This window comes from Streptomyces sp. CT34 (assembly GCF_000805335.1).
In the GTDB taxonomy this organism is placed as follows: Bacteria; Actinomycetota; Actinomycetes; order Streptomycetales; family Streptomycetaceae; genus Streptomyces.
In genome coordinates this window covers 6149605-6176372 of the sequence record NZ_KN708638.1, presented here as the reverse complement: position 1 = coordinate 6176372, position 26768 = coordinate 6149605, and the positions used below count along the sequence as shown (strand labels likewise).

Sequence of the window (26768 nt, the reverse complement as noted above, 5' to 3'; positions counted from 1 at the left end):
GGGAATCTGTGAAACTCGACACCGTCGTTGCAGGTAGAGAGGTCGACAAGGCGACTCAACTCCGTTGGCTTACGAGAACTTCGGCGGCGCGGCGGTCCACCTCGGTGGCCCGAATGGAGTACTGTGGCGAGCCCTGGCCCCGGTTCCCGTCCGGCTGCCCGGACCCGCGGGAGGGGCCCTGAAGGTGGCACCCCTCCCTGGGGCGCCGTCGCTCGGCACGGGTGATCGGTGACAGGGCAAGCGGCATGGTCACTGAGCGTTGCGAACTGGTAACCGTGTCATAACGGCGTTTCTGGGCCAAGCCCCGACACGCCGGGCAACTCGGCAATGTTGTGGCAGGCTGCACCCGGGCAGGCCACACTCGACTAGCGGAAGCAGCGACGCACGTGACGTCGGCAGGCACCACCCGGGAGGTCCCCATGCCCGAACTGCGTGTCGTGGCCGTCTCCAACGACGGCACACGGCTGGTGCTCAAAGCTGCGGACAGCACCGAGTACACGCTTCCGATCGATGAGCGGCTGCGCGCTGCCGTCCGCAACGACCGCGCCCGTCTGGGCCAGATCGAGATCGAAGTCGAGAGCCACCTGCGCCCGCGGGACATCCAGGCGCGGATACGAGCCGGTGCCTCCGCGGAGGAGGTCGCTCAGCTCGCCGGCATCCCCGTCGACCGGGTACGCCGTTTCGAGGGGCCGGTGCTCGCGGAGCGGGCGTTCATGGCCGAGCGGGCGCGCAAGACCCCGGTGCGGCGGCCCGGCGAGAACAACGGTCCGCAGCTCGGCGAGGCGGTCGCGGAGCGGCTGCTGCTGCGCGGCGCCGACAAGGACAGCGCCCAGTGGGACTCCTGGCGCCGCGACGACGGCACCTGGGAGGTGCTGCTGGTCTACCGGGTCGCCGGCGAACCGCGCTCGGCGACATGGACGTACGACCCGCCGCGGCGGCTCGTCCAGGCCGTGGACGACGAGGCGCGGGCGCTGATCGGCGAGAGCGACGACACCCCCGAGCCGAGCTTCCCGTTCGTGCCCCGTATCGCGCGGCTGCCGCGCGACCGCCCGCTGGACCGCGCCCTGGACCGCCAGATGCCCGATCGCGGCGACCGCACCGCGCCGTCCGGCGGTGAGGAGCGGGACGAGTCGCGGGACGGCGAGGAGGCCACCGGCGAGCGGGAGCGGGATTCGCTGACCAGCCTGCTGGAGGCGGTGCCGAGTTTCCGTGGCGACATGGTCGTGCCGGAGACCGCCAAGACGCCGCAGCAGCAGGAGGAACCGACGGAGGCCGAGGTCGAGGAACCGCCCGCCCCGGCGGCGAGCGCGGGCGCGGGTTCCGCGTACGCCGACGTGCTCATGCCTCGGGCGGTCGCCGGCCACCGCGACCGGCTCACCGGGACGACGGACCGGCAGGCCGAGGCGGACGGCGTGCGCCCCGGGCGCCGGGCCGCGGTGCCCAGCTGGGACGAGATCGTCTTCGGCACCCGGCGCAAGAAGCCCGAGTAGCGCGGGAGCGGGCCGCCCATGCCCGCCGAGGAAGTCCCCGCCCGCCCGTCCCCTGCTTCCAGGGGGCGGGCGGACGCCGTCGTACGGGGCCCGCCGCGAGCCCCGGCAGGGGCTCAGCCGGGCTGCGGGCCGGTGGCGATGGGCCGGGACGGGTCGGCGGACCATTCGCTCCAGGAACCGACGTACAGCGCGGCCGGGATGCCGGCGACCGCGAGGGCGAGCACCTGGTGGGCCGCGGAGACCCCGGAGCCGCAGTAGACGCCGACCTCGGCGTCCGCGGTGGCGCCCAGTGCGGCGAACCGCTCGGCGAGTTCGGTGGCGTCACGGAAGACCGTGCTGCCGTCGGCGACGTTCTCGGTCGTCGGGGCCGACACCGCGCCCGGGATGTGGCCCGCGACCCGGTCGATGGGCTCGACCTCGCCCCGGTAGCGCTCGCCCGCCCGTGCGTCCAGGAGGGCGCCGCGGCGAGCCAGCGCCGCCGCCTCGTCCGCCGTCAGCAGCGGCATCGCCCCGGGGGCGGGGGTGAAGTCACCAACCGGCGGAGTCACTTTGTCGACACTCATGGCGCCATCGGACGCCCGCCAGGCGGCAAGCCCGCCGTCGAGAACTCGCACGTCCGGGTGACCCGCCCAGCGCAGCAGCCACCACGCACGGGCCGCGGCCCACCCCTGGCCGCCGTCGTAGACGACCACCGGACGGCCGGCGGTGACGCCTGCAGCCCGCATGGCGGCGGTGAAGACGGCGAGGTCGGGGAGCGGATGCCGGCCGGCCGGGCCGGGCGGCCCGGCCAGTTCGCCTTCGAGGTCCACATAGACCGCGCCGGGCAGGTGACCGGCCTCGTACGTGGGGCGACCGGGCGGGCCGCCCACCTGGTAGCGCACGTCCAGGAGCAGCGGAGCGGCGGGACCCGCCAACTCGCTCGCGAGTTCGGTAGCGGTGATGATGGCATTCATGGGCCTCATCCTTGCGTAGCGACGGCTACGTACAGAAGGCGGGTGCCCACCCTCCGTATGGCGGAGTTACGCGGCGGCGTAACGCCACCGAAATGGACGAGAGATATCAAAACGGGCATTCTCCCTCGCGAACGCGCCATGGACGGCGCGGCCGGGGCGCACAGCAGGTCACAGGGTGCGAGCATCTGCTCGGGACCCGCGCCCGTACCGCAGCACATGGCCAGCACCTGATGCTCCGAGGAGAGAGTGACGATGACGACCGAGGCAGCAGCCCGGCGGATGCCCGGCGCGCCCTGCTGGGTGAGCCTCCTGGCACACAGCCTGTCCGCGACGCAGGAGTTCTACGGCGCGCTCTTCGGCTGGGAGTTCCGCCCGGGACCGCAGCATTTCGGTCCGTACGCCCGCGCCTTCCTCGACGGCCTGGAAGTGGCCGGGGTCGGCGAGTTGGCGCCCGACCGGAATCTCCCGGTCGCCTGGACCACCTATCTGGCCAGCGACGACGCGGATGCCACCGCCGAGCAGATCCGCTGCTGTGGCGGCACGGTCGGTGTCGGACCGCTGGACGCGGACGACGCGGGGCGGATGGCGATCGGCTCCGACCCGCAGGGGGCGATCTTCGGCATCTGGCAGGGCAAGTCGATGCCGGGCACCGCGGTCAGCGGGGAGCCGGGCACCCCGGTGTGGAACGAACTGATCACCCAGGACACGGACTCCGTCGGGCCCTTCTACGAGCATGTCTTCGGCTTCGAGCCGGAAGCCGTGGTCTCGGCCGACTTCGACTACCTGACGCTGCACATCAAGGGGAAGCCGGTGGCGGGCATCCACGGTGTCGGCAACGCCCTGCCGCGTGACCGGGGGCCGCACTGGATGACGTACTTCGCCGTGTCGGACACCGACGCCGCGGCCCGCAGGGTCACCGAATTGGGTGGGCGTGTGCTGCGTCCGGCACGGGACTCGGCGCACGGCCGGCTGGCGACGGTGGCGGACAGCGAGGGCGCTGTCTTCACGATCATCCAGCAGCACTGAGCGGGTCGGCACCGGTCGAGGGCACCGCGTCGCCGCCCCGCCGGGGCCAGCCCGACAGGCCGGTGGCTAGCTGTGCGGGCCCGCTGCGTCGACCGGCAGGACGTCCGGGGAGAGCGCAGCCGCCCGGGCGGTCGCCGACGTCTGCCGGCGGCGGTGGTGGCGCCGGCACAGCACCTCGTAGCCGACCTCCGCCTGCGGCCGTTCCGCGCCGTCGCCGGCGGCGTCCCCGACCACGTCACCGACCACGACCTGTGCGCCTTCCACGACCATCCGGCCGTCGACGGTACGGGCGTTGTGCGTGGCGCGGGCGCCGCACCAGCACAGCGCCTCGACCTGCAGGACCTCTATCCGGTCGGCGAGTTCGACCAGCCGCTGGGAGCCGGGGAAGAGCTTGCTGCGGAAGTCGGTGGTGATGCCGAAGGCGAAGACGTCCAGTGCCAGGTCGTCGACGACGCGGGCGAGTTGGTCGACCTGTTCGGCGGTGAGGAACTGCGCCTCGTCGGCTATGACGTAGTCGACCCGCCCGCCGGAGCTCAGGTGGCCGACGACATGGGCGTAGAAGTCCAGGTCCTGCCCCGCCTCGACGGCCTCGGTGACCAGGCCGAGACGGGAGGAAAGCTTTCCGCGGCCGGCCCGGTCGTTGCGGCTGTAGATCATGCCCTGCAAGCCGCGGGCCGAGCGGTTGTGCTCGATCTGCAGCGCCAGTGTCGACTTTCCGCAGTCCATCGTTCCGGAGAAGAACACCAGCTCGGGCATGGGGGTTGGCGGGCCTTTCGGGCTCGTACGGAAGGGGCGGGCGGCGTGCGGACGGGGCCGGGCGGACCGGGTCGGGCGGGCCGTGCGGGTCAGGTACGGACTTCCAGGAGCGGCACCAGCTGCTCCACTGCGGTCATCGAGCCGTGCAGACCGACCATCTGCGACTCATGGGGCTCCCGTTCGGTCGCGATGATGGCCATGTCGGCGTGGGCGGCGGCGACCACGTCGCCGATCCGGCCGCGCACCCGGTCGTCGACGCGCGGACCGAACCAGCCCGCGGCGATGGCCTCTTCGCGGCTCGCCACCCACATCTGGTCGCCGACCACCTCGCGCCAGACGGCCAGGACATCGGCGGCGGCGCCCCGGTGGGCGTACACGTGCCGGGCCCGGCCCTCGCCGCCCAACAGGCGGACGCCGGCACGCAGTTCCCAGTCCTCGTCGAAGTCGATCCGGGAGTCGGGGTCGAACGGGACGTCGATCATGCCGTGGTCGGCGGTGACGTAGAGGGCGCTGCGCGGCGGGAGTTGCTCGGCCAGCCGCTGGGCGAGCCGGTCGACGTACATCAACTGGCCACGCCAGGCGTCGGAGTCGACGCCGTAGCGGTGGCCCTTGCCGTCCACCTCGGAGTAGTACGTGTAGACCAGCGAGCGGTCGCCGGCGGCCAGTTGCTCGGCGGCGAGGTCCATCCGCTCCTCGCCGGAGAGCCGGCCGTGGAACGTGCCGCCACTGAGCGCGACCTTGGTGAGCGGGGTGTGCTCGAAGTCCGGTGCGGAGACCTGGCAGGTGTGAATGCCCGCGGCGTCGGCGAGCTGGAAGACCGTCGGGTACGGCTGCCAGGCATGCGGATCGGTCCACGGGCGCCAGCGCAGCTGGTTCATCAACGCGCCGGTGGCCGGGTCCTCGCAGGTGTATCCGGGCAGGCCGTGGGCGCCCGGTGGCAGGCCGGTGCCCACCGAGGCCAGGGAGGTGGCGGTGGTGGCGGGGAAGCCGGCGGTGAACGGGCGGCCGGTGCCGTTGAACGAGGTGCCCAGGAGGGAGGTGAGGAACGGCGCCTCGTCCGGGTGGGAGCGCAGCAGCTCCCAGCCGAGGCCGTCGACCAGGAAGACGCAGGCCCGGTCGGCGGGGGCCAGCTCCATCGTGGTGACGAGGTCGCGGACACCCTGCCCGGCAACGATGGCGGGCAGCAGATCGGCGAGCGAGCCGGTGCCGTACGGGGGCACCGGGGCGCTGAGCGGGTCGAGCGGTTCCGGTTCCGGCCAGGCGGGAGCGGCGTGTGCCATCAGCGGGGGCTGGTGGTGGCCGCGGTGGCCTCGGAGAGCGCCTGGGCGAAGGCGAGGGTCTCACGTACCGAGTCCGGGCCGTCGCCGGCCTCGCTGACCCGCAGGGAGAGGTCGTCGGCGGTGGACGAGCCCGTGTAGCCGTGGTCCGCGTCGCAGTTGGGGTCGCCGCAGCTGGCGGGCTCCAGGTCGAGGCGCGCGACGGCGCCCCAGCCGATGGTCAGCACGACCTCACGGGGCAGCTGGCCGGGGGTGTACGACTCGGGGTTGGCGACGACGCGGCTGAGCACCACGGACGAGATCCGGCCGAGCTTGACGGACTCGGTGGAGGTCGTGGCGTACGGGGACGGGGAGGTGGCGTCGGCGGCCTGCTCGTCGGTGTGGCTGACGATGAAGCGGGTGCCGGTCAGGACCAGGACCGTCACATGGCGGCGGACCTCGTTGGCGTCGAACGTCGTCTCCTGATGGACGAGGTACGACACGACCGGCTCGCCGCCCACCGCGGCCTGCACCGCCTCGGCCACGAGCGTCGGGTAATAGCCACTGCGCTCGATCGCCGCGCGCAGCCCCTGGGTCGTCGTACCGGTCTTAGCCATGGGGTCCATCTTACGGGGCGTACCGAGCCGCGAGAGCCTCAGTAGACGGGCAGCCGGCGGGGGCCGAGGTCGGTGGTGGCGGGCGGCCTGGAGATCCGGACGGCGGCTCCGAGGACCGCGAGGCCGTGCGCGGCGACGACGACCGGTTCGAGGTCGACGCCGACCACCTCGGGGTGGTCGTCGACCAGCCGGGAGACCCGCAGCAGCAGCTCCTCCAGCGCGGCGGTGTCGACGGGCTGGGACCCGCGCCAGCCGAACAGCAGCGGTGCGCTGCGGATCGACCGGATCTGCTCGCTGACCTCGCGGTCGGTGGCCGGAATCAATCGGTGGGCTATGTCGCCGAGCAACTGGGAGGGCGCACCGGCCAGGCCGAAGGAGAGCACGGCGCCCGCGGCCGGGTCGATGGCGGCCCGGACGACCGTGTCGACACCGCGCGGCACCATCGCCTGGACGACCGGTTGCAGCTCCTGGGAGGAACCGAGAAAATCGGTCAATTCGGCATACGTACGGCGGAGTTCGGCCTCGCCGGCGATGTCGAGGCGGACGCCGCCGAGGTCGCCCCGGTGCCGCAGATGGGGGGCGGTGGTCTTGAGGGCGACCGGATAGCCGATCCGGGCGGCGGCGCGGACGGCGGTGTCCGGGTCGGGGGCCGGGAGGGCGGGACGGACGTGGATGCCGTAGCGGGCGAGCAGGGCCTCCGCGTCGGCGGACGGCAGCCGTACGGAGCGGCCGGGGGCGACGCCCTGGGTGAGCTGGTCCAGCAGCCGCTCGACGTCGGCGCCGGCCGCGGCCTCCTGGATGTCCTCGTACTCGGGCACCCGGCCCGGCTCGGCAGCCGACCGGCGCCAGGCCGCATACCGGACGGCCTCGGCCAGCGAGCGGACGGCACGCTCGGCGGCGGGATAGGCGGGGATGAGGGCGGGGTGGGGGCGGGGCGCGACGGGCGCCTCGGCTTCGGGGGCGGCCTGCCGGGCACCCGGGACCGGCGGCGGGCCCGGCGGACCGGGGGCGGACGAGGGGGCCGGGGGGGGCGGCGGCATCGGGGGGGGGGTCGGACGGGGCGGTGCGGGCGGCTGCTCCGGGGACCGCTCGGGCGTCTCCGGGCGGGACGGCCCGTCGTCCGGGGCGGGGGCCACCGGCTCCTGCAAGCCGGGCGGTGCCGCGAGGGCCTCGGCGAGGTCGTCCATCGCGAGATGGACGACCGTGACCGGCTTGCCCGGGTCGGTGGCGACCGCGGCACGCAGGGCGGCTGCCAGTGAGGCGCCCTCCCCGCTGCCGCCCGGGGAGAAGACGGCCTCCTCCCCCACCCACGGGATGGCGGTGACGACGACGGCGTCGCAGCCGTCGCCGGCCAGCGCCTCGGCGAGCGCGGCGCGGAAGTCCTCGGGGGTCGCGTCGGAGGCGAGCACATGGGGGCGCTGCGGGCGCAGCCCCTCGGTGAGGCAGGCGTCGTACGCCAGCAGCGCCAGCGACTCGGCGTTGCCCAGGATGGCGATGCGCGGGCCGGAGGGCAGCGGTTGGGAGGCGAGCAGCAGCCCGGCGTCGATGAGTTCGGTGACCGTGTCGACGCGGATCACACCGGCCTGGCGCATCAGGGCGGCGACCGTGCTGTCCGGGATGCGGACGGTGGGGACGGCGTGCCCCAGCGGGGCGGTGCCGGTGTGCCGGGCGCCCTTGGCCACCACGACCGGTTTGACGGCGGCGGTGCGGCGGGCGAGCCGGGCGAACTTGCGGGGGTTGCCGATGGACTCCAGATAGAGGATCGCGACGTCGGTGTCCGGGTCGTCGTACCAGTACTGGAGGAGGTCGTTGCCGGAGACGTCGGCGCGGTTGCCGGCCGAGACGAAGGCGGAGATGCCCGCGATACCCCCGTCGCCGGGGCCGCGCGCGTGCAGTCCGCTGAGCAGAGCGATGCCGATGGCGCCGGACTGGGTGAACAGGCCGATCCGGCCGGCGCCGGGCATCCAGGGGGCGAGGGAGGCGTTCAGCCGGGCGTCGGGGGCGGTGTTGATCAGGCCGAAGGCGTTGGGCCCGATGAGGCGCATGCCGTAGGAGCGGGCCTGACGGAGCAGCGCGCGCTGCCGCTCGCGGCCCTCGGGGCCGGCCTCGCCGTAACCGGAGGAGAGGATCAGCACCCCCTGGACGCCGTGTTCGCCGCAGTCGCGGACCACGTCGGGGACGCCGGCCGCGGGGACGGCGATGACGGCCAGGTCGACCGGCTCGGTGATCTCGCGCAGCGTACGGGCGGCGAGGACTCCCTCGGGCTCCAGGAGGCGCCGGCCTTCGGGGAAGGCGTGGTTGACGGCGTACAGGCGGCCGGTGAAGCCGGAGTCCAGGACGTTGCGCAGCACGGTGCGGCCGACGCCGCCGGCGCGGCCGGTGCCGATGACGGCGACCGAACCGGGGGCGAGCAGCCGCTGGACGGAGCGGGCCTCGGCGCGCTGCTCCCGGCCGCGCATCACGGCCATGGACTGCTCGGTCGGTTCGAGGTCGAACTCCAGGCGGACCACGCCGTCCGCGAAGGTGCGCTTGTGGGTGTAGCCGGCGTCCGTGAACACCTTGATCATCTTGGAGTTGGCGGGCAGCACCTCGGCGGCGAACCGGCGGATGCCGCGCTCCCTGGCAACCGCCGCGATGTGCTCCAGGAGGGCGGAGGCGACACCGCGCCCCTGGTGGGCGTCCTGGACCAGAAAGGCGACCTCGGCCTGGTCGTCGTCGGGGCTTTGGGCAGGCAGGCCCTGGTCGTTGATCCGGTCGTAGCGGACGGTCGCGATGAACTCGCCGCCCACGGTGGCGGCCAGGCCGACGCGGTCCACGTAGTCGTGGTGGGTGAAACGGCGGACGTCGCGGTCGGACAGGCGGGGATAGGGCGCGAAGAAGCGGTAGTACTTCGACTCGTCCGAGACCTGCTCGTAGAAGGAGACCAGCCGCTCGGCGTCATCGGGCGTGATGGGGCGGATGCGTGCCGTCCCGCCGTCGCGCAGCACCACATCGGCTTCCCAGTGGGTCGGGTACGCATGATCAGGCGGCGTCTGCATGCCGACAGCGTACGGCCGGGCACTGACAACCGACCCGGCGTGCGTACGCTCGGTCGCATGGCCCGTCTCCGGCGGAACGAACGGCCAGGAGATGGGGCCGGGAGCCGGACCGGGAGGTCAGGACGAAGGGCTGTGGGAGCACCCCCCGCAGCGTGAGAGACTGGTCTAGACAACAGTCACGACTTTGAAGGGCAACATCATGGCTGAGCGCCGCGTCAATGTCGGTTGGGCCGAGGGCCTGCACGCCCGCCCCGCGTCGATCTTCGTCCGTGCGGCCACCGCGTCCGGTGTCCCCATGACGATCGCCAAGGCCGATGGCAACCCGGTCAACGCGGCCTCCATGCTCGCCGTGCTGGGCCTGGGCGCCCAGGGTGGCGAGGAGATCGTGCTCGCCTCCGACGCCGACGGCGCCGAGGCGGCGCTCGACCGCCTGGCGAAGCTGGTCGCGGACGGCCTGGAGGAGCTCCCCGAGACCGTCTGAGCCCCCTCGAAGACCACCGCGGACCCGCTCGTACCTGCCGGGCCCGCCGGGACTTCCGCCGATGCGGCCCCGCCACGACGACCGGACACGGTTGCCGCGACGGGGCCGTTTCGCTGTCCGCGGTCCGTCACTGAGCACACGGGGCGGGCATGACGGGTCCTCCGGCCCATCACTGGACCGCCGGCGAATACGGGAATCGCGCACCCAGGATCGACGGACGCGGAAAATCAGCTCACGGGAAATGCCGCCTCCCAAGATTCAGCGAGCACCTCGGGCGAAAAACAGCAGAATATACCGGACGCGCCTCACCCGTCCCGGCACGCCCGCGGAAATACAGAAACGCATTCCGACCCCGCACGGGATTCATTACGACCCGCACGAGAGCCATTCCACATCTCTTTGTATACGGCCCGTGTGTTAATTCCGCGCACGCGCGGTGTTGACGGGCTGTTTCGAATCGCTCACCGCTGCCGCAGTGGGGCGCCGCAGCCGGTGCACCGGAAGGGAGCGTTCGATGTGGGCCGTCATCAGGGCGCGGGCCCGTTCGGCGTCGCCCCGCGCCACCGCGTCCAGTACGGCGCCGTGTTCGTCCCAGGCGTCGGCGACCCGGGCCGTCGGCTCGACGACGTACATCCACTCGATCTTGCGCCGCAGCTGGGTGAGCAGCGCCGTCAGGCTCGGGCTGCCGGCCGCCTGGGCGAGCGTTTCGTGGAACCAGCCGTCCAGTTGGCGCAGGTCTGCGGGATGACCGTGCCGGGCGCGCTCCCGGCCGAGCCGCACCAGGCCGCGGAGCACCTTGAGGTGGGCGGAACTGCGGCGGACGGCCGCGCGGGCGGCGCCCATCGGCTCCAGGAGGGCGCGGATGTCCAGGAGGTCGGCGGCCTCCTGCTCGGTGGGTTCCGCGACGCAGGCGCCCGCGTGGTGGCGGGTGGTGACGAAGCCCTCGGACTGGAGGGTACGCAGCGCTTCACGGACCGGGACTCTGGAGACCCCGTAACGCGCGGCGAGAATGTCCTCGATCAGCCGGCTTCCCGGCGCGAGCACGCCGGAGACGATATCGTCGCGAATCGCTGTGCACACCGCATGCGCGGAAATGTGGCCTCGCATCGTCCGTGCCTCCGCCGTATTCCCCTGGAAACGCCGCCTATCGGCGCCTTTCCCCGACTCTATTCGACCACGGCGAAGTTTCCTGCGGATCCCGTGAATTTATCGATATTTTTTGGCCGGCGCGTCGGACAGTGCAGTGGTCGGTGGTCTGGCCGGACACCCGGCACTACGGGACGGCGGATGCGGCGGGTACACCGGACGCGGCGGATACGGCAGAGCCCCGGCCCGTATGGGGGGCGGGCCGGGGCTCCTGGGGGACGCGCGATGCGGCGGGAGATCAGACGTCGACGCCGTGCGAGCGGAGGTAGGCGACGGGGTCGATGTCGGAGCCGTACCGGGGGCCGGTGCGGGCCTCGAAGTGCAGATGCGGACCGGTGGTGTTGCCGGTGTTGCCCGAGAGGGCGATCTGCTGGCCGGGGGTGACGGGCTGGCCGACGGAGACGCCGATGGACAACAGGTGACCGTATTGGGTGTACGTACCGTCGTTCATCTTGACCACGATGTTGTTGCCGTACGCCCCGCCCCAGCCGGCCTCCACGACGGTGCCCGAGCCCACGGCGTGGACGGACGTGCCGTAGGCGGCGTGGAAGTCGATACCGGTGTGGCTGCCCGAGGACCACAGGCCGCTCGACGCCTTGTACGGGGTGGAGACGTAGGAGCCGTCCACGGGGGCGACGAAGGTGTTGAGGCGCTTGCGCTCGGCCTCGCGGGCGGCGCGCTCCTTGGCCGCCCGCTCCGCCTCGGCCTTCTTCCTGGCCTCCTCGGCGCGCCGCTTGGCCTCCGCCTCGGCCTTCGCCTTCGCGGCGGCGGCCTCGGCTGCCGCCTGCTGCGCGTCGGCCTGGGCCTCGATCCGGCCGGCGAGTTCGTCACCCACCACGACGGCCTGTTGGAGTCCGGTGTCGTGGTGCGCCGCCTCGTCGGTGGCGGCCAGCGCGGGCGACGCCACGGAGGCGACAACACCGGAGGCCGCGAGGGTGGCTATGCCGGCGATGTTGCGGGTCGTACGGGCTGTGCGGCTCGCACGGCGGTGCTTCCCGGTGGCACGGGTGAACGCCATGTACTGGCTGGTCCTTTCCTTCCCTCTCGCCTACCGGGTTAGCTGACGGGTTCGGAGCAGGAAGGTCTCCTACGGGCCCCTCCGGAGAGGCGCCCGATTCACCCCAAGGGACGTGTGGGTCCCCGGCTCCCCTGGCTCGCGCCGTACGGGGACTCGGCGATGACTGTCCGGTGCCACTGTTGTGGCGGTCTTGTGACGAACAGCCGGACCGACGCTAAACGGGACAACTTTCAATCGGCAAACAGAATCGGCTCTTTGTGCGGGACGCCACACCTCGAAGGGGCAACCAGCAGCGCCGCACGGGACATCAGCGGCACGGCACGGCACGGCACGGCCCGGCAACGGGGAAGCGGGCCGGCGGTCGGGCGGAACACGCGACGCACCCGTCCAACAGGAACACGGTGAGCACGGTCAGCACGGCGATACGCGGTCACGGGCTGCCGGCTCGCTGCGGGCCGGCGGCAGACATGCGACGGCTCCCGTGGCAAATGACCACCACGGGAGCCGTTATGTCGCCATGTCGCTATGTGACCATCCGTCGCATGACAGGCCGTCATGGCTGCGGACGCTAGCCGCTGACGACCGTCACCTCACCGATCCCCAGTGCCTTGACGGGCTCCGCGATCTGCTCCGCGTCGCCCACGAGGACCGTCACCAGGCGGTCCACCGGGAAGGCACTGACGGCCGCCGCGGTCGCCTCGACCGTGCCGGTCTCCGCGAGCCGGACGTACAACTGCGCCTGGAAGTCGTCCGGGAGGTGCTGCTCCACCTGGTCGGCGAGCGTGCCGGCGACGGCCGCCGCGGTCTCGTACTTCAGCGGCGCGACGCCTACGAGGTTCTGCACCGCGACATCACGCTCGGCGTCGGTCAGCCCCTCCGCCGCGAGGGTGCGCAGCACCGTCCACAGGTCCTCAAGGGCCGGTCCCGTGGAAGCGGTGTCCACCGAGCCGCTGATGGCCAGCAGCGCGGCGCCCGTGGCGCCCTCGGGGGACGAGGGTGCGGAGGACCGCAGCACCTGCCCGAAGGCGCGCACCCCGTAGGTGTAGCCCTTCTCCTCCCGCAGTACTCGGTCCAGACGGGAGGTGAGCGTGCCGCCGAGGCAATACGTGCCGAGCACCTGCGCGGGCCACACCCGGTCGTGCCGGTCGGCGCCGATCCGGCCGATGAGCAGCTGGGTCTGGACGGCCCCGGGGCGGTCCACGATCACCACCCGGCCGGTGTCGTCGGCGACGATCGGCGCGGGCTTCAGCGGTTCGGCGGTGGGCCCGGTCCACGCGCCCAGGGTGTCGGCGAGGGCCGCGTCCAGGTCGACGCCGGTGAAGTCGCCGACGATGACGGCGGTGCTCGTGGCGGGCCGCACATGCGCGTCGTAGAAGGCCCGGACGGCCGCCGCGTCGACGCGCGCCACGGTCTCCTCGGTGCCCTGGCGGGGCCGGGACATCCGGGCGGTGGCCGGGAACAGCTCCTTGGACAGCGCCATCGCGGCGCGCCGCGCCGGGTTGGCGAGCTCGTGCGGGATCTCGTCGAGGCGGTTGCGGACCAGCCGCTCGACCTCGCTGTCCGGGAAGGCGGGGGCGCGCAGCGCGTCGGCCAGGAGGCCGAGCGCCCGCGGCAGCCGGGACGCCGGGACCTCCAGGGAGACCCGTACGCCGGGGTGGTCGGCGTGCGCGTCCAGGGTGGCGCCGCAGCGCTCCAGCTCGGCCGCGAACTCCTCGGCGGTGTGCTTGTCGGTGCCCTCCGACAGGGCGCGCGCCATGATCGTGGCGACGCCGTCCAGGCCCTCGGGCTCGGCGTCCAGGGGGGCGACGAGGTTGACCTCGACGGCGACGACCTGCTGGCCGGGGCGGTGGCTGGTCAGGAGGGTGAGGCCGTTGGGCAGTTGGCCGCGCTCGGGGGCCGGGAACGCCCACGGCTTGGGCGCGCCCCCGTGGGGCTGCGGGTGGAAGTCCATGGTGCTCATGGGTACGTCGTCGCGGGTGGTGGCGTCGTTCACTGCGCCGCCTCCTCTTCCTCGGTGTCGGCGGCGTCGGTCTGCTCGGTGGGCTCGTAGACGAGCACGGCGCGGTTGTCGGGGCGCAGCCGGGCCTTGGCGACCGCCTGCACCTCCAGCGGGGAGATCTCCAGGACGCGCTGCACGGCGGTCAGCGCGAGCTGCGGGTCGCCGAACAGGACGGCGAAGCGGCACAGTTCGTCCGCACGGCCGCTGACCGTCGCGAGGCGGTCCAGCCATTCGCGCTCCAGCTGGGCCTGGGCCCGCTCCATCTCTTCCGGGGTCGGCCCCTCGTCGGCGAAGCGGGCCAGCTCCTCGTCGACCGCGGCCTCGATGGCGGCGACCTCCACACCGCCGGACGTCTTCACGTCCAGCCAGCCGAGCGAGGGCGCGCCCGCCAGCCGGAGCAGGCCGAAGCCCGCGGCGACGGCGCTGCGGTCACGGCGCACCAGGCGGTTGTACAGGCGGGAGGACTCGCCGCCGCCCAGAACGGTGAGTGCGAGGTCGGCGGCGTCCGCCTCACGGGTGCCGTCGTGCGGAAGACGGTAGGCCGCCATCAGGGCGCGGGAGGGGACGTCCTCCTCGACGACGGTGCGCAGCTGGCCGCCGATGACCTCGGGGAGGCTGCCGTCGCGCGGCGGCTGCTTGCCGTCGTGCGACGGGATCGAGCCGAAGTACTTCTCGACCCAGGCCAGCGTCTGCTCGGGGTCGATGTCGCCGACGATCGAGAGCACGGCGTTGTTGGGCGCGTAGTACGTGCGGAAGAAGGCCCGCGCGTCCTCCAGGGAGGCCGCGTCGAGATCGGCCATCGACCCGATGGGAGTGTGGTGGTACGGGTGGCCCTCCGGATACGCCATGGCCGTCAGCTTCTCGAAGGCCGTGCCGTAGGGGACGTTGTCGTAGCGCTGGCGGCGCTCGTTCTTGACGACGTCGCGCTGGTTCTCCAGGGACTCCTCGTCGAGGGCGGTGAGCAGCGAGCCCATCCGGTCCGCCTCCAGCCAGAGGGCGAGCTCCAGCTCGTGGGCGGGCATGGTCTCGAAGTAGTTGGTGCGCTCGAAGCTCGTGGTCCCGTTGAGCGAGCCGCCGGCGCCCTGGACGAGCTCGAAGTGGCCGTTGCCCTTGACTTGTGCGGAACCCTGGAACATCAGGTGCTCGAAGAGGTGAGCCAGGCCCGTACGGCCCTTGACCTCGTGGCGCGAGCCGACGTCGTACCACAGGCAGACCGCCGCCACCGGCGTCAGGTGGTCTTCGGAGAGCACCACGCGCAGGCCGTTGGCCAGCCGGTGCTCGGTCGCTGTCAGGCCGCCGGAGCCGGCTTGTTCTGTGGCCGTGTGACCCATGGGCATGTACGTCCCTTCGATCCGCTTGCGAGGAAGTTCTGTCACTCTATGCAACCGCGTCGGCATCTGGCGAAGTTCCCATGAGGAAGGCCCCGAACGTGCGCCGCGCCCAGCCCCCCTGGAGGGGGAAGGGGGGAGTCGCGGTCGGCGTTGTCAGTGGGGCGGTCCACAATGGTCCGCGTCAGACTCAGGCAGACTCATCGGTCGATCCCCAGCCGGTCGACCACAGCGTTGATCCAGAGCGTTGATCCAACATCGGCAGTAGACGCAGCAGAAGGAGCCGCAGCCGCGATGGCCCGCCGCAGCACGAAGACCCCGCCGCCGGACGACTTCGAGGAGAGGATCCTCGACATCGACGTCGTCGACGAGATGCAGGGTTCCTTCCTTGAGTACGCGTATTCGGTCATCTACTCCCGCGCCCTGCCGGACGCCCGCGACGGACTCAAGCCCGTGCACCGCCGCATCCTCTACCAGATGAACGAGATGGGCCTGCGCCCCGACCGCAGCTACGTGAAGTGCGCCCGGGTGGTCGGCGAGGTGATGGGCAAGCTCCATCCGCACGGCGACGCGTCCATCTACGACGCCCTGGTGCGCATGGCACAGCCGTTCTCGATGCGGCTGCCCCTGGTGGACGGGCACGGGAACTTCGGCTCGCTGGGCAATGACGACCCGCCCGCCGCGATGCGGTACACGGAGTGCCGGATGGCGTCGGCGACATCCCTGATGACGGAGTCCATCGACGAGGACACCGTCGACTTCGCGCCGAACTACGACGGCCAGGAGCAGGAACCGGTCGCCCTCCCCGCCGCGTATCCGAACCTCCTCGTCAACGGGACGTCCGGTATCGCGGTCGGCATGGCGACGAACATGCCGCCGCACAACCTGGGCGAGGTGATCGCCGCCGCCCGCCACCTGATCAAGCACCCGAACGCCGATCTGGACACCCTGATGCGCTTCGTGCCGGGTCCGGACCTGCCGACGGGGGGCCGGATTGTCGGCCTGAGCGGGGTACGGGACGCGTACGAGAAGGGCCGCGGCACGTTCAAGATCCGGGCGACGGCCACGGTGGAGAACGTCACCGCCCGCCGCAAGGGCCTGGTCGTCACCGAACTCCCCTTCACGGTGGGCCCGGAGAAGGTCATCTCCAAGATCAAGGACCTGGTCGGCTCGAAGAAGCTCCAGGGCATCGCGGACGTCAAGGACCTCACCGACCGCGAGCACGGCCTGCGCCTGGTGATCGAGGTCAAGAACGGCTTCAACCCCGAGGCCGTCCTGGAGCAGCTCTACAAGCTCACGCCGATGGAAGAGTCCTTCGGCATCAACAACGTCGCCCTGGTGGACGGCCAGCCGCTGACCCTGGGCCTCAAGGAGCTCCTGGAGGTCTATGTCGACCACCGCTTCGACGTGGTGCGCCGGCGCAGCGAGTTCCGCCGCACCAAGCGACGCGACCGGCTCCACCTGGTCGAGGGCCTGCTGACCGCCCTGGTCGACATCGACGAGGTCATCCGCCTGATCCGCTCCAGTGAGAACAGCGCGCAGGCCAAGGAGCGCCTGATGGAGCGCTTCTCGCTGAGCGACATCCAGACCCAGTACATCCTCGACACCCCGCTGCGCCGGCTGACCAAGTTCGACCGGATCGAGCTGGAGTCGGAGCGCGACCGGCTGCGGTCCGAGATCGAGGAGCTGACCCGGATCCTGGAGTCGGACGCGGAGCTCCGGAAGCTGGTCTCCAGCGAGCTGGCCGCGGTCGCCAAGAAGTTCGGCACGTCGCGCCGGACCGTCCTGCTGGAGTCGGCGGGTGCGCCCGTCACCGCAGTCCCGCTGGAGGTCGCCGACAACCCCTGCCGGGTGCTGCTGTCCTCCACCGGCCTGTTGGCGCGCACCGCCACGAGCGAGACGCAGTTCGACGCCGACGCCAAGCGCGTCAAGCACGATGTGATCGTCTCGGCGGTGCCGGCCACCACCCGTGGCGAGGTCGGCGCGGTGACGTCGCTCGGGCGGCTGCTGCGGCTCTCCGTGGTCGATCTGCCGCAGCTCCCGGAGACCGCGGCGGCCCCCAATCTCTCCGGCGGCGCGCAGGTCTCGGAGTTCCTGACGCTCCAGGAGGACGAGGAACTGATCTGCCTCACGACGCTGGACGAGTCCTCGCCGGGCCTCGCGCTCGGCACCGAACAGGGCGTTGTGAAGCGCGTGGCGCCCGACTACCCGTCCAACAAGGACGAGTTGGAGGTCATCACCCTCAAGGAGGGCGACCGCATCGTGGGCGCGGCCGAACTGCGCACGGGTGAGGAGGACCTGGTCTTCATCACCAACGAGGCGCAGCTGCTGCGCTATCCGGCATCGCAGGTACGGCCGCAGGGACGTCCGGCGGGCGGTATGGCGGGCATCAAGCTGGGCGAGGGTGCGCGGGTGATCGCATTCTCGGCGGTCGACCCGGCCGCCGATGCCATGGTGTTCACGGTCGCCGGGTCGCACGGCACCCTGGACGACTCGGTGGCGACGGCCAAGCTCACTCCGTTCGACCAGTATCCGCGCAAGGGCCGGGCGACCGGTGGTGTGCGCTGCCAGCGGTTCCTGAAGGGCGAGGACTGCCTGACGACGGCCTGGGCCGGTCCTGCTCCGGTACGGGCCGCGGACGCGAAGGGCGCCCCGGTCCCCCTGCCGGAGCCGGACCCCCGCAGGGACGGCTCCGGCGTGCCGCTGGCGAAGCCGGTGACCGCACTGGCCGGGCCGGTGTAACCACGCGTTCCCACAAGCCCTGACGACTGACGCCGCCGAACCGGTGAAGAACCGGCTCAGCGGCGTCAGTCGCACGCCGGGGAAGTCACCCTTTCGTGCGCCAGGGAAGTCGCCTTTGCCCGTGCTGGGGAAGTTGCTCGTGCGTGCTCCGGGACAGTCGTTGAGGAGAGGCCGGCCATCGACGGTGCGCCGACCAGGGTGAGCGGTTGCCGCGTGGGGAGGTGACTGAGGTTGAGGCAGGTTGTCGCCGCTGCAGCGGTGGCCAACGTTGATTCCTGCTTTCCGTTGGCGGCGACCACCCCGGCCTCCCTCCCACGACGTCCCCCCATGACACAGGAGGTACCCCCTGCCCGTGGGCCCCCGTGGGCCGCTCATCGCGTCAGGGTCGTTGCCCGGGCGCTCACTCCTCCTGTGAAGCCACGAACCGCAGCACACCCCACATGCTGTTCACGTCAGCATCCGAGGGCACGGTCTGCCGGCAGTTCTCCAGTTCCTTCCGCAGTGCGGGAGCGTCGATACCACTGCCGATCATCACCAGTTGGGTGCACGGCTCCTCGCCCTTCGGCCAGGGTGAGGGATAGAAGCGCAGGAAGTCACCGACCACGTGCAGCGTGAACTTCTGGCGGTTCTCCGGGACATCGAAGTACACGAAGCCTTTGATGCGATACAGGCCGGCGGGGCGACTGTCGAGGAAATCCATCAGGCGCCGCGGATGCATCGGCTCCTCTGAGGTGAACTCCACACTCTGATACGCCGCATGAAGATGCCCTGCGTGCTCATGGCAGCCGTCGTGACAGCCTTGATGGCCCTGCTCACGCCCCTCGTGGGTCCCGTGCCCGACGCCGTCCTCGATTCCGTACCCCGGCTCCCCATCAGCGGCGGCTTCGCGCAACACGTCCTCGAAGGACAGCTGCCGTACGGCCGCGTCACGGTCCTCCCCTGCTCCCCTGTCGAAGAACAGCTCCGGATCGATCCGCCCGTACGCCGTACAGAGCACCGGACGTCCGGGAGCAAGATCCGCCAGCGTGTCCAAGAGCTCCTGACGCGCCGCATCCCCGATCCGGTCGGCCTTGTTGAGCACCACGAGATCCGCGATGCCCACATGCCGATCCAGCTCGGGATGCCGGATCCGGGTCTCCGCGAACTCGGCGGCGTCGACGACCTCGATCAGTCCGCCGTAAACGATCCGGTCATTGTCACTCGCCAAGATCATCCGGATGAGTTCCTGCGGCTCGGCCAGGCCGCTGGCCTCGATGACGATCACGTCGATTCGGGCGGCGGGGCGGGCCAGTCGCTCCAAATAGGTGTCCAGCTCGCTGGTGTCGACGGCACAGCACAGACAGCCGTTGCCGAGCGACACCATCGAATCCACCTGCCCTGCGACAGTCATCGCGTCGATCTCGATGCTGCCGAAGTCATTGACGATCGCGCCGATACGGGTTCCGTCGCCGGCGCGGAGCAAGTGGTTGAGAAGCGTCGTCTTGCCCGACCCCAGGAACCCCGCGAGCACGACTACCGGGATCTGCTGTGTGGCCAAGGGGGTGTGCCTCCATCGTGCGGGTGGCGTGCCGCCCGAGACGGCGGCGAACGAGCTGTCGATCGTAACGGACTGCCTACGGGACAGCCCGAGCCACGTCTGCCAACGAGCAGTGCCGAAGACCACAGCGGGCCCGGGCTACCGCAGGGACGTGCATACCGCCACCAGGATGGTCCTCCCCGCTATCGGCAGACGAAGTCCCTATGCCATGGCAGTCCCACACCGGTCCCCGATGCGAGACGCTGAACCGCATGCCGTCCCATGCGGTGGCTCGGGAAGTCTCGCGCCGCGCTCCAGCCAAACTCACCACTCGGGCCACTCAGCCCGACGCCGCGTACAGACCCATCACTCGCCGGACCGTCGCCCCGACGCCCACACGCCGGGGCCCGCCGCACCCCACCCCGTTGCTCGTACCGCTCCAGGAAACGCTCACCAGGCATCCCACGGCCCCGTGCCCCGTCTGACGGCCCGCGCAGCGCTCAGTCACGCATTCCGACGAGCCGTCCGTGACCTTGTCGGAGCCGGCCTTCGTCGCTGCAGCCCCCCGGAACGTCGCCGCAGCGCGCGACTTCCATGCCCGACACCGCCGTAACGCAGGCACGACCAACCGCCGCCACTCGTCGTGGCCTCCTCCGTCGCCCTCCCAGGATTCGCGGTCAGCCTGTCCGAGTTAGGCTCACCTTTGTGAGCACCTGCGCTACCGCTTCCCGTGAATCGGCCGAGCCCGTCGCCGGGACGGCAGCCACAGCCCTCACCTGGCTGCTCATCGAGCAGACCGGACCGTGGGGGGCGAAGGCCCTGACGGACAGCCACCTCGACCCGCACGTCGGCCGGGCCCTGGAGGCCGCCACAGAGGGGACAGGTGTACGCGTCGCGCTGATCCGCCGGCCGGGACGCCACGCCGACTGCCACGGTGTTCCCCGACGCCGGCTGTTCGTCGCGCACACCGCTCCGGGCCGTTCCTGGATCCGCACCACCACCGTCACCGACCCGCGGGCGGCTCTTGGGCTGAACTTCACCGCCTTGGGCGCCGGCGAACATGACGGCCTCTGGGAGCAATACGCCGGAGATCCTGTGGTCCTTGTATGCACGAACGGCAAGAGGGATCGCTGCTGTGCCATCCTCGGCCGCCCGTTGGCCACCGAGCTCGCCGCCAGTAGTACGGCAACCTGGGAAGTCACCCATATCGGCGGACACCGCTTCTCCCCCACGCTTTTCGTCCTGCCCTACGGCTACGCCTACGGACGAGCCTCGGCCCAGTTGGTCAAGGACATCGTGGAAGCGGCGCGTCACGGCCGAGTCGGGCTCGATCACTGCCGCGGCCGCTCTACCTGGGACCGCCCGGCTCAGGCCGCTGACCTCGCGGTCCGCGAGTTGATCCGTGAGCCGCGGGCGGACGCACTCGACATCGTACGGACCGACGCGGTGCGGCCCGAAGCGCGGTGGGGCAATGGGCCGGCGCCGGGTGACGGGGCGGTTCCGGCGGCTTCTCCCTCCTGGGTCGTCACCGTCACCCATGCCGACGGCCGGGCCTGGCACGTTGTCGTCGATCAGCGGACCGACGGTGCTCCGGCGCCCGCCAGCTGTGGTGCGCCTCTCGGTCCACCGACGCGAATGGCGGTCACTTCCATCACCGCCATCCCGGATACCGACGTCCCTGGCCGGCCCTTCTCTCCCGCCCTGCCGCTCACCTGAAGCCGGACGCATTTTCCGCTCCCCGGCTTCACGCATGCACCTGCAGCGCTGTGTCCCATCTGGCTGCCTTTCGCCTGCCACAGCCCGGGCCAGCGCTGCCCCTGCCGCCAGACCCAACGTCGCGGCGAGCCCCAAGCCGAGCATCGGCCGCACAGAGCGCAACACAGCAGTCCGGTGCCTACCGCGCCCTGCTGCCGCGCGCCAGGCGCCGGCGCCATCCCCCGTTACCCACATACCGACTCCCCTCCGCGCGCCTCACCGCACGCTTCCCAGCTCCTGTCGGGCCACGGACTTGCCCCAGCCACCAGCCACTCGGCACCCGTGCATTCGTCACCGAGCTCGCCGCACCCTGACAGAGCGCCGCTCGGCGACGCTCGCCAGCCGGCATGAGACGGGCCCTCCAGCCCGAACTTCACTTTGTGAGGCTACGCGCACACAATCCGCAATCGCGGAGCCTGTGGATAACTCACACCGCGCCGCGCTCCTACCCACGTTCCACAATCGCCCGTCGCACACGTCCGCCCCGGTCGGCAGCCGGCACCCACAACACGCGCGCCGAAACGCCGTCACAGTCTGCCCCGCACCCCACGGCCGCCATCAGGAAGCAAGGTCCGCCGCACCCATCCGCGCCACCCGCCCCGGATTAGCGGTCCGGAAACACAGCTGATGCTCTGATCCAGAGCCCAGCCAGACACCCGACTCCCAACCCCCGCTGCCTCGTTGGCCATCCAGACGAGAGCGGATCGTTCAGGTGGGCAGAACGAAACGGAAGGCCCAAGACTCTTCGGTCCGGGCCCCTCGCCACGTCATCAGGTCGCAGCCGACCCGGGCGGCTCTGCGAGGCCGTTCCGGTACGCATAGTGGATAGCCTGGGCGCGGTCCCGTAGACCTGCCTTGGCGAAGATGTTGTTGATGTGCGTCTTCACCGTCGCAGTGGAGACATGCAGCGTGCGCGCGATCTCTGGGTTCGACTGCCCCTCTGCCACGAGTCGTAGCACCTCCACCTCCCTGGCGGTCAGTCCGTCCGGGGGATCGTCCGACTGTTTCGGAAGGGTGTGTGCGGGCTCTGCGAAGCGGTCCAGGAGGCGCCGCTGGATCTTCGGCGACAGGCCGGCCTCGCCTGACAGCACGTCTTCGATGGCGCGGACGATCTCATCACCGTCGGCGTCCTTGGTGAGGTAACCACGGGCGCCGGCCTGCAAGGCCGGGAAGAGGGATTCGTCATCGGCATACGTAGTGAGGACCACGACCTGGGTGCCAGGGTGGTCCGTACGGATCCGCCGGGTCGCCTCGACGCCGTCGCAACGGGGCATCCGCAGGTCCATCAGGACGACATCGGGGGCGAGTTCGGCGACCATGCTGACGGCCTCCTCACCGTTCCCGGCCGATCCGACGACCTCGATACCGGGCAACAGCCCCAGCAGCATCACGATTCCCTCGCGTACCACCGTCTGGTCATCGGCCACGACGACGCGCGCCACCGTGCGTGCCATCATGCGGGCACCCACAACCGCACCACGAAACCCTCCTCATCGGGGCCGGACTCCAGCGTTCCGCCGAGGAGTTCGGCGCGCTCCCGCATCCCGAGCAGACCGTACCCGGAACCGCTGCTCGCGAGCTCACCAGGCTTGCAACGCCCTCCCGAATTGCGCACCACCAGTCCTATGTGGCTCTCGGCGTACTCCAGTTGCACAGTCACCCGGGCACCCGGTGCGTGCTTGCGTACATTCGTGAGCGCCTCTTGCGCGACTCTGCGGACCGCTAGCCCCGCCTCCGCCGGCAGCGTGCGCTGCTCACCCACGACGTCCAATTGCGCGCCCTCAGCGGCCGTCAGACGGCTCAGGAAGTCCTCGACCGGGATCATCTCGCCGCGCAGCGCGGAAAGGGCCTCACGGGTGCCGTCAAGCCCTTCTCGCGCCATCCCTCTGCATGCCACCACCCGCTCCAGGAGCTGCTCACGGTCCGATTCCAGGTCGGTGCTTCGCTGGATCATCAGCCGAGCTGCCTCCAAGTGCACCAGCTGGGCGCTGAGGCTGTGGGCGAGGACGTCGTGGATCTCTCGCGCGATCCGCCCCCGTTCCGCAAGCGCTGCGGTTTCGGCCTCGGCCTTACGGGCGGCGCGTTCCTGCGCCAGCAAACGCTGGGCATTGCCGCGCGCCTCGGCATCCAGCCGTACGACATAACCGGCGAGCCCCAGCCCTCCTGTGGTCACAACGGTCGTCAGCCAGTTGTCCGTGTTGACCACCGCGAACGCACCGAGTGCGATCGACGAGCACGGCACGGCGACGCTCAGCGGCAGCCGCTCCATGGAAGTGATGGCACAGGCGCACCACAGGACGATCGCCGGCATCCGGGCGTCGGCCAGGTAGAAGCCGAATGCCGCGGCCTCCAGCACGGCGAACAGCCCGATGGAGGTCCACAGCCGACGCTCACGCGTCATGTGGAGGAAGCACCGGAACATCACCAAGGTCGTGACGATTGCGGCGCACGCCGCAACCAGGCCCCAGCCGCTGAAGGGGCCTTCTACAAGGGTGGTCCACAGCAGGCCGGCCACCACCAGGACACGGATGGTGCGGCCGATCCACAACCGGGCCTCGCTGACGCCCTCACGGGAGAGCGACTCCCGCAGGGGCCAGCTGGTCCAGTGGTTGGGCGGCACGTACGGTCCTTTCGGTGGGCGCCGCGGAGCGTCAGCCCGCGACAGGGACACGGTACGTCTGCAGCGCGGCCTGGGCGCGCCAGCTGGTGACACCGGCACGGGTGAGCAGCATGGCCGCTACGGACAGCATTGTGGCCTGGCTCCCCTGGTGGACGCCCAGGACCGCAGCAATGCCCATGAGGCCGAAGCGCAGTGCCATCCCGCACAGCCACACACCGGCCGCCGCCCAGGTGCCCTTGGTCCAGACCGCACCGTCCGCATCGGTCCAGATACGCGTGGTCCAGGCCCATGCCGCACCGCTGGCCAGCCCGAGCAGAAGGGTCACTGCCAGCAGGACCGCGGACGCTGCATGGTGCGCGGGGTCCAGGAGGCCGGGTTGCCGCAGCGCCAGGATGCAAAGGATGACGGGTATCAGCCACCACTTCTTGCCTTCCGAGGTGACGCGCTGCGCCGTGAACTGCCGGGCGCACACGACGACGACAACCGCGATCATCACGACGACGCTGGGCCAGCCGCTCATGTCCTGAAGCCTCCGTGGACGGGGAATTTCGACGTTCCCGACGCTACGGAGAGCACCCCACCGCCCGGATCGGAGCCAGGGTGGGGCGCGGGTGGAAATGACGACGGGCGCCCGTCCACCCGTGGGTGGAGAGGCGCCCGTACGGAGCAGCGGCCTACTCAGGTGTCGATGCGCGAACGGTCCAGAGTGGAGGCGGAGTTGGTGATGAACTCCTTACGGGGAGCGACTTCGTTGCCCATCAGGAGATCGAACGCCTTCTCCGCCGCCTCGAGATCACTGATGTTGATCCGGCGCAGGGTGCGGTGCCGCGGATCCATGGTGGTCTCGGCGAGCTGGTCGGCGTCCATCTCGCCGAGGCCCTTGTAGCGCTGGATGCTGTCCTTGTAGCGGACCTTCTTGCGCTGGAGCTCCAGCAGCGTCTGGCGGAGTTCGTTGTCCGAGTAGGTGTAGATGTACTTCTCCTGGCCCTTCTTGGGGTTGATGAGCTCGACACGGTGCAGCGGCGGGACGGCGGAGAAGACCCGGCCCTGCTCGACCATCGGCCGCATGTAGCGCTGGAAGAGCGTCAGCAGCAGACAGCGGATATGGGCACCGTCGACATCGGCGTCGGCGAGGAAGATGACCTTGCCATAGCGGGCGGTGTCGATGTCGAAGGTGCGGCCGGATCCGGCCCCTATGACCTGGATGATGGCGCCGCACTCGGCGTTCTTGAGCATGTCCGAGACCGACGACTTCTGGACGTTGAGGATCTTGCCGCGGATCGGCAGCAGCGCCTGGAACTCCGAATTCCGCGCCAGCTTCGCCGTGCCCAGCGCCGAGTCCCCCTCGACGATGAACAGTTCGCTGCGGTCGACGTCGTCGCTGCGGCAGTCCGCCAGCTTGGCCGGCAGGGAGGACGACTCCAGCGCCGTCTTCCGCCGCTGGGCCTCCTTGTGCTGGCGGGCGGCGATGCGCGTACGGGCCGCGGCGACGACCTTGTCCAGTACGGAGCGCGCCTGCTGCTTGGCATCTCGCTTCGTGGACGTCAGGAACGCCTTGAGTTCCCTGCCGACCACCTGGGCGACGATCCGGGACGCGGCGGAGGTACCCAGCACCTCCTTGGTCTGTCCCTCGAACTGCGGCTCCGCGAGCCGCACGGTGACGACGGCGGTGAGGCCCTCCATCGCGTCGTCCTTGACGACGTCGTCCTCGGCGACGCGCAGCAGCTTGCTGGACCGCAGCACCTCGTTGACGGTCCTGGTCACCGCACGCTCGAAGCCCGAGACATGGGTGCCGCCCTTGGGGGTGGCGATGATGTTCACGAAGGACTTGATCGTCGAGTCGTAGCCGGTCCCCCACCGGAGGGCGATGTCGACGCCCAGTTCACGGGTGACTTCGGTCGGTGTCATGTGACCGCGCTCGTCGAGGACCGGCACCGTCTCCTTGAAGGTGCCCTGGCCGGTCAGCCTCAGGACATCGCAGACGGCCTTGTCCTGCGCCAGGTACTCGCAGAACTCACTGATGCCGCCGTCGTAGCGGAACGTCTCCTCCGTCTTCCCGGCGCCGTCGATACCGCGCTCGTCGCGGACGACGATGGTCAGCCCCGGTACCAGGAACGCGGTCTGCCGGGCGCGGGCGTGCAGCGTTTCCAGGGAGAGCTTGGCGTCCTTGAGGAAGATCTGCCGGTCGGCCCAGTAGCGCACCCGGGTGCCGGTCTTCGTCTTGGGGACCCGCTTGCCCTTGATGAGGCCGTTACTGGGGTCGAACGGGGCGTCCGGCCCGGATTCCGTGAAGATGCCGGGCACGCCGCGCCGGAAGCTGATGGAGTGCGTCTTGCTGCTGCGGTCCACCTCGACGTCCAACCGCGCGGAGAGCGCGTTGACGACCGAGGCGCCGACGCCGTGCAGGCCGCCGGAGGCGGCGTACGAACCGCCGCCGAACTTTCCGCCGGCGTGGAGCTTGGTCATCACGACCTCGACGCCGCTGAGCCCCGTCTTGGGCTCGACGTCAACGGGAATGCCGCGGCCGTTGTCCCGGACCTCCACCGACCCGTCGTCATGGAGGACCACCTCGATGTGGTCGCAGTAGCCGCCCAGCGCCTCGTCGACGGAGTTGTCGATGATCTCCCAGAGGCAGTGCATCAGGCCACGGCTGTCCGTGGAGCCGATGTACATGCCGGGGCGCTTGCGGACGGCTTCCAGGCCCTCGAGGACGAGCAGATGCCGCGCGGTGTAGTTGGAACCGTCCCGGTCTGCCCCGGTCAGCACTGCGGTGGACGGCACGGACATCTCGGCGGTCACGCGGTTCGCTCCTCGCTGAATTTCTGGCAGTCCGCATTCCGCGGACTCGGTTGTGGCGGTGTCGCCGGTGAGAGGGTACCGAGGCCCAGTAGAGCCGATGTGACGCCACCCGTGAGCATGACCATGGTAGTAGAATTTCGCTCACGCGTTCGATCGCTCGATGGGGTGACGTCTGAGTGACGTGCACATCACGTTCCCTTCGAGGCATGAACCATTTAGGCTCCGGGC

19 protein-coding genes and 1 riboswitch are annotated in these 26768 nt (G+C 70.8%); of the genes, 5 read left to right on the top strand and 14 right to left on the bottom strand.

The window, feature by feature from the left end; translation table 11 throughout:
- The first annotated feature begins 419 nt into the window (after positions 1-419).
- A complete protein-coding gene (gene sepH / locus RZ84_RS26970; protein WP_043266537.1) occupies positions 420-1490 on the top strand; it encodes a septation protein SepH in 1071 nt (356 codons plus the stop codon).
- 113 nt (positions 1491-1603) lie between these two features.
- Here the strand turns inward: sepH and RZ84_RS26965 are convergent, their stop codons facing one another.
- Positions 1604-2443 (bottom strand): sulfurtransferase, encoded by an 840-nt coding sequence (locus RZ84_RS26965; protein ID WP_043266535.1) that lies wholly within the window; start codon positions 2441-2443, stop codon positions 1604-1606.
- Between the two features lie 252 nt (positions 2444-2695).
- Between RZ84_RS26965 and RZ84_RS26960 the strand changes: the two genes are divergently transcribed.
- On the top strand, positions 2696-3469 hold the full coding sequence (locus RZ84_RS26960) for a VOC family protein (protein WP_043266533.1): 774 nt from the start codon (positions 2696-2698) through the stop codon (positions 3467-3469).
- Positions 3470-3535: 66 nt separating this feature from the next.
- Here RZ84_RS26960 and RZ84_RS26955 read toward each other — a convergent pair whose 3' ends face one another.
- From RZ84_RS26955 to RZ84_RS26940, 4 genes are all read right to left on the bottom strand, one after another.
- On the bottom strand, positions 3536-4225 hold the full coding sequence (locus tag RZ84_RS26955; protein WP_043266530.1) for a thymidine kinase: 690 nt from the start codon (positions 4223-4225) through the stop codon (positions 3536-3538).
- Between the two features lie 89 nt (positions 4226-4314).
- Positions 4315-5505: an alkaline phosphatase family protein gene (locus RZ84_RS26950; protein WP_043266528.1), complete on the bottom strand. Its 1191-nt coding sequence runs from the start codon at positions 5503-5505 to the stop codon at positions 4315-4317.
- Positions 5505-6098 (bottom strand): DUF5998 family protein, encoded by a 594-nt coding sequence (locus RZ84_RS26945; protein ID WP_043270929.1) that lies wholly within the window; start codon positions 6096-6098, stop codon positions 5505-5507. The genes RZ84_RS26950 and RZ84_RS26945 overlap by 1 nt, the downstream gene beginning before the upstream one ends.
- A 38-nt stretch (positions 6099-6136) precedes the next feature.
- Positions 6137-9136, bottom strand: coding sequence for a bifunctional acetate--CoA ligase family protein/GNAT family N-acetyltransferase (locus RZ84_RS26940; RefSeq protein ID WP_043266526.1), 3000 nt, complete (start codon positions 9134-9136; stop codon positions 6137-6139).
- A 199-nt stretch (positions 9137-9335) separates the two neighbouring features.
- On the opposite strand from RZ84_RS26940, the gene RZ84_RS26935 reads away from it, so the two are divergent.
- Positions 9336-9617 (top strand): HPr family phosphocarrier protein, encoded by a 282-nt coding sequence (locus RZ84_RS26935; protein WP_043270927.1) that lies wholly within the window; start codon positions 9336-9338, stop codon positions 9615-9617.
- 417 nt (positions 9618-10034) lie between these two features.
- Here the strand turns inward: RZ84_RS26935 and RZ84_RS26930 are convergent, their stop codons facing one another.
- From RZ84_RS26930 to RZ84_RS26915, 4 genes are all read right to left on the bottom strand, one after another.
- Positions 10035-10724: a GntR family transcriptional regulator gene (locus RZ84_RS26930; protein WP_043266524.1), complete on the bottom strand. Its 690-nt coding sequence runs from the start codon at positions 10722-10724 to the stop codon at positions 10035-10037.
- 277 nt (positions 10725-11001) lie between these two features.
- A complete protein-coding gene (locus RZ84_RS26925; protein ID WP_043266522.1) occupies positions 11002-11781 on the bottom strand; it encodes a M23 family metallopeptidase in 780 nt (259 codons plus the stop codon).
- A 12-nt stretch (positions 11782-11793) separates the two neighbouring features.
- Positions 11794-11950: riboswitch (cyclic di-AMP (ydaO/yuaA leader) on the bottom strand.
- Between the two features lie 399 nt (positions 11951-12349).
- Entirely contained in the window at positions 12350-13732 is a 1383-nt protein-coding gene (locus RZ84_RS26920) for a M16 family metallopeptidase (protein WP_052230562.1), read from the bottom strand.
- 38 nt (positions 13733-13770) lie between these two features.
- Positions 13771-15111, bottom strand: coding sequence for a M16 family metallopeptidase (locus tag RZ84_RS26915; protein ID WP_043266520.1), 1341 nt, complete (start codon positions 15109-15111; stop codon positions 13771-13773).
- A 291-nt stretch (positions 15112-15402) separates the two neighbouring features.
- On the opposite strand from RZ84_RS26915, the gene RZ84_RS26910 reads away from it, so the two are divergent.
- Positions 15403-17850: a DNA gyrase/topoisomerase IV subunit A gene (locus RZ84_RS26910; RefSeq protein ID WP_043266518.1), complete on the top strand. Its 2448-nt coding sequence runs from the start codon at positions 15403-15405 to the stop codon at positions 17848-17850.
- A 400-nt stretch (positions 17851-18250) separates the two neighbouring features.
- Here the strand turns inward: RZ84_RS26910 and RZ84_RS26905 are convergent, their stop codons facing one another.
- A complete protein-coding gene (locus RZ84_RS26905; RefSeq protein ID WP_043266516.1) occupies positions 18251-19387 on the bottom strand; it encodes a CobW family GTP-binding protein in 1137 nt (378 codons plus the stop codon).
- Between the two features lie 684 nt (positions 19388-20071).
- On the opposite strand from RZ84_RS26905, the gene RZ84_RS26900 reads away from it, so the two are divergent.
- The gene (locus RZ84_RS26900; RefSeq protein ID WP_043266514.1) at positions 20072-21082 is read left to right on the top strand and encodes a sucrase ferredoxin; all 1011 of its coding nucleotides are present in this window, start codon (positions 20072-20074) and stop codon (positions 21080-21082) included.
- Between the two features lie 809 nt (positions 21083-21891).
- Here the strand turns inward: RZ84_RS26900 and RZ84_RS26890 are convergent.
- The 4 genes from RZ84_RS26890 to RZ84_RS26875 form a co-directional block, all read right to left on the bottom strand.
- Entirely contained in the window at positions 21892-22578 is a 687-nt protein-coding gene (locus RZ84_RS26890; RefSeq protein WP_043270923.1) for a response regulator transcription factor, read from the bottom strand.
- Positions 22575-23741, bottom strand: coding sequence for a sensor histidine kinase (locus tag RZ84_RS26885; RefSeq protein WP_043266510.1), 1167 nt, complete (start codon positions 23739-23741; stop codon positions 22575-22577). The genes RZ84_RS26890 and RZ84_RS26885 overlap by 4 nt, the downstream gene beginning before the upstream one ends.
- 31 nt (positions 23742-23772) lie before the next feature.
- Positions 23773-24261, bottom strand: a complete 489-nt coding sequence (locus tag RZ84_RS26880) for a DUF1453 family protein (RefSeq protein ID WP_043266508.1) — start codon at positions 24259-24261, stop codon at positions 23773-23775.
- A gap of 158 nt (positions 24262-24419) precedes the next feature.
- Positions 24420-26540 carry a DNA gyrase/topoisomerase IV subunit B gene (locus RZ84_RS26875; RefSeq protein ID WP_043266506.1) on the bottom strand — a complete coding sequence of 707 codons (2121 nt, stop codon included), beginning with the start codon at positions 26538-26540 and terminating at the stop codon, positions 24420-24422.
- Between the last annotated feature and the right edge of the window lie 228 nt (positions 26541-26768).

Bases quoted from the DNA above. Each gene is read 5' to 3' on its own strand.
- RZ84_RS26925 (WP_043266522.1), bottom strand. From the start codon at position 11,781: ATGGCGTTCACCCGTGCCACCGGGAAGCACCGCCGTGCGAGCCGCACA.
- RZ84_RS26955 (WP_043266530.1), bottom strand. From the start codon at position 4,225: ATGCCCGAGCTGGTGTTCTTCTCCGGAACGATGGACTGCGGAAAGTCG.
- RZ84_RS26965 (WP_043266535.1), bottom strand. From the start codon at position 2,443: ATGAATGCCATCATCACCGCTACCGAACTCGCGAGCGAGTTGGCGGGT.
- RZ84_RS26890 (WP_043270923.1), bottom strand. From the start codon at position 22,578: ATGATGGCACGCACGGTGGCGCGCGTCGTCGTGGCCGATGACCAGACG.
- RZ84_RS26880 (WP_043266508.1), bottom strand. From the start codon at position 24,261: ATGAGCGGCTGGCCCAGCGTCGTCGTGATGATCGCGGTTGTCGTCGTC.
- RZ84_RS26930 (WP_043266524.1), bottom strand. From the start codon at position 10,724: ATGCGAGGCCACATTTCCGCGCATGCGGTGTGCACAGCGATTCGCGAC.
- RZ84_RS26935 (WP_043270927.1), top strand. From the start codon at position 9,336: ATGGCTGAGCGCCGCGTCAATGTCGGTTGGGCCGAGGGCCTGCACGCC.
- RZ84_RS26915 (WP_043266520.1), bottom strand. From the start codon at position 15,111: ATGGGTCACACGGCCACAGAACAAGCCGGCTCCGGCGGCCTGACAGCG.
- RZ84_RS26910 (WP_043266518.1), top strand. From the start codon at position 15,403: ATGGCCCGCCGCAGCACGAAGACCCCGCCGCCGGACGACTTCGAGGAG.
- RZ84_RS26960 (WP_043266533.1), top strand. From the start codon at position 2,696: ATGACGACCGAGGCAGCAGCCCGGCGGATGCCCGGCGCGCCCTGCTGG.
- RZ84_RS26920 (WP_052230562.1), bottom strand. From the start codon at position 13,732: ATGGACTTCCACCCGCAGCCCCACGGGGGCGCGCCCAAGCCGTGGGCG.
- RZ84_RS26940 (WP_043266526.1), bottom strand. From the start codon at position 9,136: ATGCAGACGCCGCCTGATCATGCGTACCCGACCCACTGGGAAGCCGAT.
- sepH (WP_043266537.1), top strand. From the start codon at position 420: ATGCCCGAACTGCGTGTCGTGGCCGTCTCCAACGACGGCACACGGCTG.
- RZ84_RS26950 (WP_043266528.1), bottom strand. From the start codon at position 5,505: ATGGCACACGCCGCTCCCGCCTGGCCGGAACCGGAACCGCTCGACCCG.
- RZ84_RS26945 (WP_043270929.1), bottom strand. From the start codon at position 6,098: ATGGCTAAGACCGGTACGACGACCCAGGGGCTGCGCGCGGCGATCGAG.